We start from the raw sequence: 13845 nt of genomic DNA on the forward strand, positions 1-13845 counted from the left end.
AATTTAATTATTACGTTAATTTTTTACTTTTCGTTGGCTAAAATTAGTCCTACTGGTAAGTTTTTCTTCATAATACTACTAAAGTAACTATTTGGAACTGGTTTGTTTCCTACATAAGGAGAAATTTCAATTGTAAATCCTGGTCGCTTTTTAGAAGTAACATACCAGTCTTTATATCCTCCGCCTCCTCCTTTTGCGGGAGCAACCAAACTATATCCTGTTTGTTTTGATAATTTTGTAGCAATAGCTTTGTCTCTAGTAAATTGACTTCCTGTTTGATTATAATGCCAGAAAATAATATTTCCAGAGGAGTGATATGCAACAGTATTTTTGAATGAATGTTTATTGGTGAAATCATATAAAGCTTTTGCTTCTGGTTCACTTAAAGCTTTTGTACCTTTATAGTTATCTGGGCCAGGCTTTGATTTATTACCAGGAATCGTACTCCATCCTGCTGGATATTGACGATTTAAATCCACGCCGCGTACATTCGCTTTCCAAGCTGTAAAATTTTTACTTCCTTTATTCAATTTAATAACTTGACTCGGATTTTTTGCACTGCTAGCACCTTTTTGTACAAGCATTACACCATCAGGATTAACCATCGGTACAAAATAGATTGACGTTTGTGATAGTGTCTTTCTAACATCAAAGCCACTTATTTTCGCATTTTTTTCATATGCAATAGCATATTGATCAAGCATTTCCATAATAACATTTGTCGTCATGTGCTCACGCGCGTGGTGCGAACCGTTAATACTAATTTCTGATTTCCCAGTCCCTAATTTAAAGGCATATAAATTTCTACCATCTACTGATTTTCCAATTATTTCTACTTTCGTAAAACTAGGATACCAAGCATTTAACTCTTGTAAGTCCGCAGTTAATTTATCATATGAATAATTACCATTTGGATCAACATAATTATTAGTCTTCAGTGAAAGATCAGCTTGTGGAATTAGTCCCTTAATTCCCCCGATTTTTACAACATAATAAGACGAATAGATTGAATCAATTACTAACTTCTGCTTGGCAGGAACGTTAACCATCGTTGTTTTTGAAGTATTTGGGAAAACAACTTTAGTATTTCGCACTGCTACACTCGCTTTAATTTTAACAGGTTTAGTAACAATATTAGTTACTGGCATTTTATCTTTTGTTAAAGGCAGTGTATTATTTTTATCGATATAAGCAGTTTGATTAGTATTGAATCATTAAATTTTGACCCTTTTCGCCACTTTTACTAAAAACTGTATTTGCTTTTACTGTTCCTCTATTCACTAATTTTCCATTTTCATTTAATAATAGAGGCGTATCCTTAGTGACTTTAAAAACTGTCGCCGTAGGGTTAACTTCCCAAGGAGTTGCATCTCGGACTGCACTTTTCAAAATAGTACCAGCGTTTTCTTTATAAGTAACATAGTAAAGATCATTCTCTTCTTTATCTACTTTTAGCTTTACATTTGCTGGAATTGTTATAGTAGTTGTACTGCTTGTTGGTGCATCGGCTGTTTTGACTGTTGTTCCGCTGGATGTTCCGCCGGTCGTTCCGCCAGTTGTTCCACTAGTTGTCCCATCGGTTGTTCCGCCAGTTGTTTCACCAGTTGTTTCACCAGTTGTTCCGCCGGTTGTTCCACCAGTTGTTCCGCCAGTTGTTTCACCAGTTGTTCCGCCAGTTGTTTCACCAGTTGTTCCGCCAGTTGTTCCGCCAGTTGTTCCGTCAGTTGTTCCGCCAGTTGTTTCACCAGTTGTTCCGCTGGTTGATTCACCAGTTGCTCCACCGGTTGTTTCACCAGTTGTTCCACCGGTTGTTTTGTCAGTTGTTCCGCCGGTTGTTTCACCGGTTGCTCCGTCAGTTGTTCCACCGGTTGTTCCACCGGTTGTTCCACCGGTTGTCCCACCAGTTTCAGTATTCTGAATCGTCAAGTCTGTAGGTCCAAGCGTTACAACCCATTTTTCCGTTTTTGCTTGTGTTGTTGATTCTGCAAATACATCTTTAAACATACTAAAAATAAGTACTAAAACAATTAAACTAGTAAAACCTTTTTTCAAACTCTTCACCTCTCCAGATCAATAAAAACAATTGTATATATGTAAATAATTGTTTTCATACTATTAAAAATTCTTACAACATAAGAAAAGCCCCCTGTTACGGGGGCATTCTTAGTTGTCTGATATATTAATATTTTATTATATTTGATCTCTTTTTGCATTATTAAATTTGTATCAACTGGTAGCCTGCATATCGTGAATGTGAGTATAGAATGAAAAATGTATTGATAAAATCCTGTAGAATCTGTTCTCTGCACCACTGATTGAAAACTAAGCACTATTCAGCTATTTTGATCATAACTCATTTAATTTTAATGAAAAACAGATGAAATCTGACTCTGCCTAGTATGTTTTTATTAATTTTGGTTGAAACTATGAGGATTTTACTTATAAATGCTATCAAATTGTTAAATTAGTTACGATTTGTGAATTTTAATTGCGATTCGGCCTTTTTTATTTGCGATTCCTGGAGTTTAATTGCGATTCGCTCTTTTTATTTGCGATTTTCAAATTTTAATTTCCTATTTAACTTATTAATATATGATTCAAAGATTTTAACAGCGATTCAATATTGTGCTTTCACTTTTTACCTTTTCGGCTATGTGATTCGCATTTGTTTAGGGTATAATTACCAATAAGAATGTTTCGAGTTAGGAGGCAGCGAATGCTTCAGCGTGATTTAAATAAAGATATTATTTATGAACTATCCTATTCACTTTTTTCAAAGCTTTCTCCCCAGAATTCTAGGGATGCTGAGCTTGTTGAAACTGGCCTGCAATTATATCGTTTAGGTCAAGTATATAATGTCTCGGTTCGAGAGGGTCGACTTGTTGGGGTTGTCGAAGAGGGCGATCAGATTCATTTACCAATTTTACATATTGAAAATCATGATCAAAATGGTTGCGATTGTTATGAGGCCCCTCCTTGCCAACATCAAATTGCACTATTGTGCTATGCTGCCGCTTCGTTTTCATTAGTTGGAGATATTATGAGGAAATTTAAACAATCTTCCCTAAAAAGTATTCCAACTATCATGACTGGTCGACAACTACTTGATCAAATGAACATGATTGAGCAGGATCGACCAAAGGAAACAGTTGCGTTATTTGAGCAAAAGTACAAGGAATATATTGAACAGCAGCGTACGTCTTTTTACCAAGATGTCTATTTTGTTTATCCATTATATGAACGGTTTTATCACGGTTTATTAAATCAGCAACCACGTCAGGAAAAGGAAAAGCTTCTATATCAGTTACTTGCGTCAATCTTTACAATGAATAAAATGGTCGGACAAATAGAAATTCAAAGCACGGTTTACGACAATGCGCATTTACCGCGTGAAATGACAATGTTAGAAAATCAAGTTGAGGCTGTTAGTAGACAACTGCATAACCTGACAGGTGGTTCCGTTTCTAGTCAATACGAAGAGGTACTTCGAGAGCAGTTGCAAGCTCTGTTATTAGAGAGAACGCTTTGTTTAATACCTCGATATAACACCTTTCGATATGTTTATAAAGAGCTTTTAAATGATTCAAAGATTTTACATAAGGATTTAGAGGTTTTATCAGAATTCGAGGACAATTATTACGCAGATTTAGGAAAAGCTCATCTACATTATTTGTTAAAAGAAGATGAAAAAATGCTGTCTATTATCAAACAGTATAGTAATAGTGAGCGTACGCTTTATAGCTTTACTTATTGGATTGAGAGCCTGCGAAAAAACAATGAAACTGATCGACTGACTTTATTTTTGCCAATATATTACGAAATGCTTTTACACTTTTTGCAAAATGGCGATGATGAATATGCAAAGACTACTTTTGCAAAACATTTCTTAACTAACTATGAGTACAATAGTTTTTACACTAATCAAACGGCTGGTCTAGAAGTAGTGTATCAAGCATTGCTTCCACATAGCGTGATGCAGTACACTGATTATTTAATGCATAATCGCGAATACAAACGCTGGGCAGAGCTGCAAATGTACTTATATTCATATAAACCTGATTTTATTGATAAACATGACCTTCAGGAAGTACATAAGCACTCACCACAATCTGTATTACCTTTATATCATCACTTAGTCCTTTATTACATTGAGTTAAAAGGTAGAGCAAATTATAAAATAGCTGTTCGTTATTTAAAGAAGCTAAGAACAAATTATAAAAAATTAAAGCGTTTGAATGAGTGGGATGATTATATTCAATATATTGAATCTCAATTTATTCGTTTACGTGCACTTCAAGAGGAATTAAAGAAAGGAAAATTAGTCAATGAAGCGACTAGCAAATCTTAGTATTGCTGTAAAGTGGGTAGAGCGCAATGGCTTGCTCATTTATGGTATGCAAAGTCACGGTGTCATTTTACCGGTAACAGCATGGAAGCATCTAGTGTTTCAATGGCATGAACCTTCATATTACGGAACATTATTGCAACCGACCCGAGTCGGCCAGATTGAAGGAATTCTTCTAACTCCAATTGAAGCACTTACTTTTTTTAAAGAGCATCAAGAAAATTCATTAGTAGAGATTACTTATTTAGATGAAGCAAATGAGTTTCACTCGGAGATTTCGAGATTATATGAGGATTTTAAGGAAGGTCATATTTCACCAAGTTTTGCTCATTATCAGAATGGTGAAGAACTTTGGAAAATTGATGGGTATGATCAATTAGAACCAACTTTAAAGGAATTGGTTTCTTCTGCAATTAAACAGCAGTTTGAAATCGAAACATTACATTCTAAACGTTGGGATATTGCTAGAGGCTTATATTACAATCCAAGTTACATAAAACAGCAACTTACACATAGTGTTGATGAAGACGATTGGCATGTAAAAATAGGACTTAGAGATGATGATGTTCCATTTTCAATTCGTCTAGTCCTTGAAGAACCTTTGAGTGAGCACGATGATTGGCATTTACGTACATATTTAATTGATGAGCGAAAAACAATCAAGCCTTATGAGTATAAAGGACATGAATCACTACAAAAAAAGCATACATCTTATGCCGAGTATTTGGATCGAACGTTTCAAGGCGTTGGATTACTTGTACCTACCTTAATTGAAGAGAATAAACCAAGAGAAATTTTAAGTGAGCAAGATGCATGGACATTTTTAACAGAGGATAGTGAAAAAGTTCTATCCGCAAATATCCAAGTTCTTTTACCAAGCTGGTGGCAAGCTTTAAAACAAAATAAAATGACCTTAAAAGCGAGTGTAAAAGGAAAACCAACTGGGAATTCGTTTTTCAATATGGAAACACTCGTTGATTTTAATTGGCGAATATCCACAAATGGGATGGAACTCTCAGAACAACAATTCCAGCAATTCGTTGAAAATCAAAGACGTTTAATTCAATTTAATGGTCAGTGGATTGCACTAGACCCTGCTTTTATTGCTCGCATGAAGAAAATGATGGCAAAGGCTGAAAAACAAGGACTTAGATTTCACGAAGTTTTACAACATGAACTACTACAAGGAGCTGAAAAGCCTGAGGAAGATCACTCACCTTTTGCAGAAGTTGAAATTGAAGTTGATGATGTTTTCCGTGAACTTACTAAAAGATTAACATCCATTTCAGAAGTTCCTGAACTTACTGCTCCACATGGCTTACAAGCAACTTTACGTGCATACCAACAAAAAGGATTTGAATGGTTAGTCCATTTAAAAAATATGGGATTTGGTGCATTGCTTGCCGATGATATGGGACTTGGTAAAACAATTCAGTCGATTTGTTACTTGGCTTATCGTAAAGAAACTGAAGAAAAGCCTGGAGCATCCTTGATTGTCTGCCCTACCTCTGTTATCAACAACTGGAAACGAGAAATTGAGTTATTTTATCCAGACTTAACTGTACATGTTCACTATGGTGGGAATCGCTTAAAAGGAGAAGATTTATTTTCAGTAGTAAGAGATGTCGATATTGTCATAACTTCTTATGCTCTAAGTGTATTAGATTATGAAGATCTCCAACAATACGTATGGAAGAGTATCATTCTTGATGAAGCTCAGAACATAAAAAATCCGACGACAAAGCAGTCTCGCGCTGTTCGTGGATTGAAGGCGGAGCATCGCATTGCTTTAACTGGGACGCCAATGGAAAACCGCTTGACGGAGCTTTGGACAATATTTGATTTTATTAATCGAGGATATCTTGGTACACTGACCCGTTTTGCTAGCAATTATGTAAATCCAATTGAGAAGGATCGCGATGAAGAAAAGATAAAATCAGTTCATCGTTTAATTTCCCCCTTCTTACTTAGACGTACGAAGCAAGATGAAGATGTTGCTTTAAATCTTCCACCAAAGCAAGAACAAAATATGCTTTGTCCTTTATCAGTTGAACAGGCGGCATTATACGAACAAGTTGTTCAAGACAGCTTAAAACAGATCGACACGTTAACTGGCATCGAACGACGAGGTCGAATCTTATGGATGTTAAATAAATTAAAACAAATTTGTGATCACCCTTCTCTATTCTTAAAGGAATCACAGCTTGTCGAATTCGAAGACCGCTCAAGTAAGGTTGAACGACTATTCGAGTTAATAGATCCTATATTAGAACAAAAAGAAAGCTGCCTAATCTTTACTCAATATGTGCGAATGGGTGATATGCTAAAAGAAGCGATCCAAGCAAAATTTGGTGAAGAAGTTTTATTTTTAAATGGTAGCGTTCCTAAAAATGCTCGTGATAACATGATTTCTCGCTTTCAAAATGGTGATGTAAAAGTATTCATTCTTTCACTTAAAGCCGGTGGAACAGGATTAAACTTAACAGCAGCAAATCACGTTATGCACTTTGACCGCTGGTGGAACCCAGCGGTTGAAAATCAAGCAACTGACCGAGCGTACAGAATCGGACAAACAAAATTCGTTCAAGTCCATAAATTTGTAACGATTGGTACGCTAGAAGAAAAAATCGATGAAATGCTTCAACGTAAACAGTCACTTAACGATACAATCATAACGAGTGAACAATGGATTACTGAATTATCCATGGATGAGCTTGTTGATTTATTGGGTGTTTAGAAGATTAGTTTAAAAAAGTAGCTATTTAAAATACGAAAATCCCCTTAAAAAGCTTTGTAGTCTTAAGGGGATTTTTATATAACTTGTATTATTTCGTACTCTCATTAGTACTATACAATTTCCATTTTCACTAATAATTTATCAACTTTTCCAAATCTATTAGTAAACTTAAACTCTCTCTTCGAAACTTTTTTAGAGAATATGTTTAAGATTAACATACTTACTCTTAATATTTTTATGGCGGAGGTCCACATGAACGTAATCGTTATAAACCATGATGAAGATTGGAAAGACTTATTTCAAGCAGAAGCAAAACAAATACGCGAAATCTTAAAAGACGAACTAATTGAGATCCATCATATTGGTAGTACATCTGTACCAAATTTAAAGGCTAAACCGATTATCGATATGTTGCCTATTGTTAAAAACATCGAAAATGTAGACAAGTATAACGATAAATTAGCTGAGATTGGCTATGAGGGACTTGGCGAGTTTGGTCTTCCAGGTAGGAGATACTTCCGTAAAGGTGGCGAAAATCGTACTCACCAAATGCATATGTACCAGATTGATAATGAGAAGGAAATTGAAAGACATCTAGCAGTTCCTGCTTATTTAAGAGAACATGAGGACGAGATGAAAGAATACGGGGAATTAAAAGCTCAACTAGCAGAAAAATTCCCAACAGATATAAATGGATATATGGATGGAAAAGATGCATTTGTAAAAGAAGTTGAGCGCAGAGCAATCGAGTGGAGAAAAGCTAAAAAGATGAACTATCAGTAGTATTATCTAACTAATTGGTCTTTTATCTAGTAAATTTTATTTCAACTACTCTTCATTTCATTATTTGATATACATATAAAAAAGAGGATGCCCTTAAACACTTTAAGGGCATCCTCTTTTTACTTTTTATTTAAGCGCAAACGTAAGTTCAGCTTCACAAGCTATTTGTCCGTCAACAGTTGCTACTGCTTTACCCTTACCAATTGGTCCACGCATTTTCACTAGTTCAACCTCTAGTCTTAACTGATCGCCAGGTACTACTTGTTTTTTAAAACGGCAGTTATCGATACCAGCAAATAATGCAAGTTTCCCTTTATTTTGCTCCAGGCTTAATGCCGCAACTCCACCAACTTGTGCTAGAGCTTCTACAATTAATACTCCAGGCATTACTGGATAATCAGGAAAATGTCCGTTAAAAAACTCTTCATTAGCTGTAACATTTTTAATTCCAACCGCACGTTTACCTTCTTCATGCTCAATGATTCGATCAACTAATAAAAATGGGTAACGATGAGGAAGAATTTCTTTAATTGCTTTAATATCTAACATATTATGTAGTCCTCCTAATTTGTATAAATTCATTATGTTAATAAAAAAGAAGCAAGTCTTAAGACCAGCTTCTATGCGCTATAAATATTATACTATCCTATTTTGTAAGTTAACGCAAACCGTTCTTTTATCTATAATCATCACTACGCAAGGTCTAAAATAGTTAACTTTTGATCGCCATAATTACTAGATGTTCGTTATATCTACTATTGCTGACTCGTCCACATTTAAATTTAAGCAAGAAACAAATTCATTTTTAGCCTTCAATCGTATTTAAGATTAAATATTATTTACAGAAATTTTTAAAAAATAAGATATTTTCTAAAGTATTTGACAGATTAAACAATCAGAATTTCTTAAGATTAAGGTAGAACAAGAAATGTTAATGCGCCTAGGTTAGTAATGTATATCGTCCATTTTGTTTCTCGATAATTCCTTTTTCGCATAATTCATTCATGACATAAGAAACGCTTACTCGTGATGAACCAACTACATAGGCTAGTTCTTGATGAGTAAATGGAATCGATATCGTTGTACCTTTAGTAGTTTCCTTTCCATATGAGGATGCAAGTTGTCTCAATATTGTTAAGACACGTTCTCCTACATCTGAAAAGCTCATTAGCCTCGTTTGGAGAAGTAATGCTGATTGTTTGTTGCTTAATGATTTTAGGACCTTTTGAATGAGTTTTGGCTCACTCATAACAATATCATAAAATGATGATTTTGGAATTCGTAGGACACGTGCAGTCGATGAGGTAGATGCATTGTAGCCAAACGCTTCATCTACCCATACATTTGATTCTCCTATAATATTTCCAGGACCAACGATATATAAGTGACGTTCAGCTCCATTAGGCGATAACAGATAAATACGGATTCGCCCTTTAATCATCGAAATATGGTTAGAAATAGTAAATTAAACTTTAGTAAAGTAGTTTATTGTAAAAAAACAATAAAGACAGATTTAAAAGAAGTAAAAAACTTTTAAATCTGTCTTTTTATCATCACAGTCAATGAACCTCCGACTTCTCTACTCCCACAACTTTAATTGTCTAAAAGCCATCTAAAACTGATCGTAAATCTCTACTATCGAAAGATCTAAGTTTCTTTTATTTTCCGAATAAACGACACCATCATATACCAAAATAATGATGAGTAGGATCTTTAAATAATGGGGTGCGTGCATTGCGAGTATTTTGGGTATTTCTATGTTTATTTTTACTAGAGATGTGTTTACTGGAAGTGATTGATCTATACAATGGCGAGAGTTTTCCTCATCTATTAACAAATATAAAGCTAAGTAAAACCGAGCTTGTAGGTGAAGACTATGTTTTAATCTTCTTTTTCACTGTACCATTCGGCATCGCAAAGATTGTCTTGCAGTATATGAATAACCTAAAGAAGAAGCGAAACCAAGAGCAGAATGCTAATCAAAACACGACTAATTAAAGCGAAAGAGAATGCAGTTTAGAATTTCTAAGCTGCATTCTCTTTCGTTTTTGCTTTATTTTGAATTAATGCGATGACTAACAATACAAGAGGGATTAAGATTTGTAATGGTATATGTAAGAAATAAGGTACAATGTCTAAACCCTCTTTATAGTGTTCTAAATAGTCGGGAGCCATCCAAACGGAACAAACTAACATAATCAGTGCAATCGGATACGTAAGTGTATCAGATTTTTTTATTTTAAATAAGTCCCCTGCTCCAATTACTGCACAAAAGAAAAAAACTGCTATTTTAATAAATCCCCCTATAGCCATTATGACTACAACAACTGAATCGAGTCGTTGAATAAAATCTGCAATGTTAATATAGCTTACTGATGTTAATATAGGATAAGTGGCTCTTTGTAGCGTATTTGCACCTAAAACACATATATTGAGCATTGTGATTAATGTTAAAACCAAGCCTACAAAGATTAATCCAGGAATACCAATCTTCCATGCATGATCTGGTTTCTTTAAATTTGGCAATAGCATTGTAAAAACTACCATTTCACCAAATGGGAAGGTAACTGTTAATGGATAAGTCTCCATTAAGATTTTTTTCCAACCCACTTCTAATACCGGTCTTAAATTATCTATTTTTATTAAACCTGCAATTATTTCAAATCCTATAATTGAAGTTGTAATGATAATAATCATAACAAATAGCAATTCACACGCTCTTCCGAATACTTCAAATCCCTTAAAGATCGCATACATAATTAAAAACATTAATAGTATGCCAATCGAAATAAGTGAAGAGGCATTATAAAGTGTTATGACTAGCAGTTCTTCAAAATCTCTAAGAACTCGAGCTCCAATATAGATAAAATATAGAATATAAATCATTGCTAGTATTTTACCGGTAAATTTACCTAATATAGATTGGATATATTTCGTAAAAGGTATTTCCGGGTACATTTCAAATAATTTAATATATATACAAAATATTAAGCAGCCAGTACCCAAAGCGATTAATACACTAATCCAAGCATCCTGCATAGCTCCAGCTGCCATTCCTACTAAAGTAGCGCTCCCCATCTCAAATAAAAATATAATACTAAAGAATTGGTAGGCACCAATTGATAATTTTCGATTCATTAGCATTCCCTTCTTTTCTAAAATGGATAGGCTTTTTTCCTCATACCTACATTATTTATTTGAACATCCACATCGATTTTCACTTTTGCTTTTTTAAATTCATCATTCCAATTTTTCTCGTACTTTTTAAATGATTTAGGATTTGCTAAATGTAACTTTTCTCCAAAGCCGAAAATATCCGCTCCATATCCTTGTGCTTCTTTAATTCCTTTTTCAATCGTCTGCTTGACAGCATTCTCACTTAAAACTTCATACTTTTTTAACGTTTTAGCTTGATCAAAATTATCATTACAAAGTACCTCATCAATAATTGCAATGGCTTTTACATTTAAATGAATGATTGGTATGTCATCTTTCATTTTAATCTTTGTGGCCGTTTTCATACGTGTGATCTCCATCGAGTCAAACTCACCTTTGCTGCATTTTACTTGCACATTTGTTTCCTTAATTTCATTATCAATCATTTGGACAGATTTCGCTGGCTGACCATCTAGCCAACCTACTAGTCGCCCCTTTTTTATGACTCCTAGTCCATTTATCATGTTATAAGATGATTTTACCTTCGAAAAATTATCAAGTGTTTCTGATGTATCACTATCGTCTTCTAAGGTTGCTCCATTGATGACCGGTTCTCTACCACTACTTGAGAGGGCAGAGATCACTTGCCGCATTTGAATTTCTTGGTTTTCACCTAAAAGGGAAGATGTATTTTTAATTTTTCCTACGATTGATTTAGCTGGTAATTTATCAAGTGCCGGTAAATTATTTAATACCTTATACACGCTATCATCTCTCGCAATAATAACTGGAATATTTACTCGAATTTTTGAATCTCTCTCGAATACATCGAAAATAAAGTTTAATGTTTTTTCTTTTGCTAAGTTTTCACCGATCACTACAAGTGCAACATGTGAATAGATATTTGAACGCGAGACTCTTCTCGTAATATTTCGTGCTGCTTCTGAAATTGTTCTACCTTTATCTTGTAAAGAAATAATGGGTGTACCAATCGAACCTGTCTGGGTTGCAATCGCACTCGGATTAATGATTTGAAGTATCATATTATATTGGTTATCCTTAGGCAAATAGTCGACTCCCATAGCGACCACGATTGAAACACTGTTTAGTTCTTTATAGTTGGAACAACTCACTAAAAGTAAGCTAGTAATAAGAATTAAGATTGTAAATTTTCGTTTCATCACTTATTCACCGCTTCTTTGCTCATCAATGGTTTTTGGATTACCTTGACTAGGTACCACTAAAATTGTATCCTTTTGACTTTCAATACGGAACGGCGCAAATGGTGCAAAATAAGGTACACCAAAGGAACGAAGGCTACACATATGAAGTAAGATAATTAATCCACCTACCAGCATGCCATATAATCCGATGTAAGCCGCAGCTATTAGTAAAGTAAACCTAAGAATCCTTGCCGCAATTGACATATTATAATAAGGGATTGTAAAGCTAGCAATCGCTGTAATTGATACGATGATTACCATCGACGCAGATACAAATCCCGCTTGTACCGCTGCTTGGCCTAAAATTAAGGCTCCAACAATTGAAAGCGCCTGTCCAACCGCTCTTGGCATTCGAATTCCGGCTTCACGTAACACTTCGAAAGCCAGCTCCATACCAAGTGCCTCGACAATTGCCGGGAAAGGTACTCCTTCACGCTGCGAAGCTAAACTTACTAATAATACTGTTGGAATTACGGCTTGATGGAATGAAGTAATCGCAATGAAAATTCCGGGTGCAAATAAGGCGACCCAAAAAGACATATATCGTAGAACTCTTAAAAATGTACCTATATATGAGCTTTGGTAATAATCCTCTGGAGATTGAAAAAACTGTGTAAACGTAGCTGGTAAAATCAAAACAAATGGTGTTCCGGCTGTGAAAATAGCAACACGCCCCTCCAGTAAATTACCTACTACAGCATCTGGTCGCTCTGAGTTAAGCATTGTAGGAAAGATGGTCTTTTGATCGTTCTGAATATAGTTTTCGATATAGCTTGATTCTAATATTACGTCTACATTAATTGCTTCCACACGATGTTTTACCTCTTTTAATAACTCTTCATCCACGATACCTTTTATATACATAATCTCTACATCAGTTCTAGTTACTTCGCCTATTTTCATCGACTCAATCCGTAAGGCTGGATGCTGAATTCTATTTCGAATAAGGGATGTATTTGTACGTAAGCTTTCCGTGAAGCTATCCTTTGGCCCTCTAATTACAGTTTGAGTTGATGGTTCTGATATACTTCTAGTTTGCACCATTTTTGTACAAGCAACTAAGAAATTACTATCGTGATCCAACAGAATAACAGTGTCTCCTATTAATAATCCTGATAAGAGATTTGTATAACTTGATTGTGATTTTAAACTTGAAACAGCAATCACGCTCTTTAATCCATTTTCTAAATCTGTTAATGATAGCGTTGTTTCTTTATCCCAATTAGTTTTCACGATTTTATCGATTATTCCATCATTCACTAGCTTCTCATTTGATATTCCGTCAATATGAATCGTTGCAAAAGAATATTTCATACCTTCGCCAAGCGTTTCGTGACGAATGACCAAATCGGAGCTATCACCAAAATCGTCTTTAATTCTTTTTATATTTTCTAAAATGTCCTTACTTAAAGAACGTGATATATTACTCTGAAATGGAATTTTTTTATTAGTTGCTGCACTATTGGTTTCTTTGTAATTAAACATTTTTTACCACCGCCCCATTATCATGGCTTATTATTCTTATACTTTTTCCAAATTATTTCATTTAATGTATTGTTTTCTAAACCAATCTATTTTTTCCACATGCTTTGCGCACCAAA

11 protein-coding genes are annotated in these 13845 nt (G+C 34.7%); 4 read left to right on the top strand and 7 right to left on the bottom strand.

What is annotated here, in order from left to right; genetic code table 11:
- Positions 1 to 23: 23 nt before the first annotated feature.
- Both ACFCYN_RS01075 and ACFCYN_RS01080 read right to left on the bottom strand, forming a co-directional pair.
- Complete coding sequence (locus tag ACFCYN_RS01075) at positions 24 to 1148, bottom strand: M14 family metallopeptidase (protein WP_375947006.1); 1125 nt, start codon at positions 1146 to 1148, stop codon at positions 24 to 26.
- A 52-nt stretch (positions 1149 to 1200) separates the two neighbouring features.
- Complete coding sequence (locus ACFCYN_RS01080; protein ID WP_375947008.1) at positions 1201 to 2052, bottom strand: hypothetical protein; 852 nt, start codon at positions 2050 to 2052, stop codon at positions 1201 to 1203.
- A 664-nt stretch (positions 2053 to 2716) separates the two neighbouring features.
- Here ACFCYN_RS01080 and ACFCYN_RS01085 point away from each other — a divergent pair.
- From ACFCYN_RS01085 to ACFCYN_RS01095, 3 genes are all read left to right on the top strand, one after another.
- Positions 2717 to 4348, top strand: coding sequence for a hypothetical protein (locus ACFCYN_RS01085; RefSeq protein ID WP_375947010.1), 1632 nt, complete (start codon positions 2717 to 2719; stop codon positions 4346 to 4348).
- The gene (locus ACFCYN_RS01090) at positions 4326 to 7082 is read left to right on the top strand and encodes a DEAD/DEAH box helicase (RefSeq protein WP_375947012.1); all 2757 of its coding nucleotides are present in this window, start codon (positions 4326 to 4328) and stop codon (positions 7080 to 7082) included. Before ACFCYN_RS01085 ends, ACFCYN_RS01090 begins: the two co-directional genes overlap by 23 nt.
- Before the next feature lie 252 nt (positions 7083 to 7334).
- Positions 7335 to 7865, top strand: a complete 531-nt coding sequence (locus tag ACFCYN_RS01095) for a GrpB family protein (RefSeq protein ID WP_172446412.1) — start codon at positions 7335 to 7337, stop codon at positions 7863 to 7865.
- Positions 7866 to 7991: 126 nt separating this feature from the next.
- Here ACFCYN_RS01095 and fabZ read toward each other — a convergent pair whose 3' ends face one another.
- Both fabZ and ACFCYN_RS01105 read right to left on the bottom strand, forming a co-directional pair.
- A complete protein-coding gene (gene fabZ, locus ACFCYN_RS01100; RefSeq protein WP_098118896.1) occupies positions 7992 to 8414 on the bottom strand; it encodes a 3-hydroxyacyl-ACP dehydratase FabZ in 423 nt (140 codons plus the stop codon).
- Positions 8415 to 8805: 391 nt separating this feature from the next.
- Positions 8806 to 9306 carry a Crp/Fnr family transcriptional regulator gene (locus ACFCYN_RS01105; RefSeq protein WP_172446413.1) on the bottom strand — a complete coding sequence of 167 codons (501 nt, stop codon included), beginning with the start codon at positions 9304 to 9306 and terminating at the stop codon, positions 8806 to 8808.
- A 293-nt stretch (positions 9307 to 9599) separates the two neighbouring features.
- Between ACFCYN_RS01105 and ACFCYN_RS01110 the strand changes: the two genes are divergently transcribed.
- Positions 9600 to 9863: a hypothetical protein gene (locus ACFCYN_RS01110; RefSeq protein ID WP_172446414.1), complete on the top strand. Its 264-nt coding sequence runs from the start codon at positions 9600 to 9602 to the stop codon at positions 9861 to 9863.
- A gap of 27 nt (positions 9864 to 9890) precedes the next feature.
- Here ACFCYN_RS01110 and ACFCYN_RS01115 read toward each other — a convergent pair whose 3' ends face one another.
- From ACFCYN_RS01115 to ACFCYN_RS01125, 3 genes are read right to left on the bottom strand one after another with little or no spacing between them, the layout of a single operon-like run.
- A complete protein-coding gene (locus tag ACFCYN_RS01115) occupies positions 9891 to 11003 on the bottom strand; it encodes a GerAB/ArcD/ProY family transporter (protein WP_172446415.1) in 1113 nt (370 codons plus the stop codon).
- 17 nt (positions 11004 to 11020) lie between these two features.
- Positions 11021 to 12202 carry a Ger(x)C family spore germination protein gene (locus tag ACFCYN_RS01120; RefSeq protein ID WP_172446416.1) on the bottom strand — a complete coding sequence of 394 codons (1182 nt, stop codon included), beginning with the start codon at positions 12200 to 12202 and terminating at the stop codon, positions 11021 to 11023.
- Positions 12203 to 12205: 3 nt separating this feature from the next.
- Positions 12206 to 13729 carry a spore germination protein gene (locus tag ACFCYN_RS01125; protein WP_172446417.1) on the bottom strand — a complete coding sequence of 508 codons (1524 nt, stop codon included), beginning with the start codon at positions 13727 to 13729 and terminating at the stop codon, positions 12206 to 12208.
- Positions 13730 to 13845: the final 116 nt, after the last annotated feature.

This window comes from Gottfriedia sp. NPDC056225, assembly GCF_042267765.1.
Lineage (GTDB): Bacteria > Bacillota > Bacilli > Bacillales > Bacillaceae_G > Gottfriedia.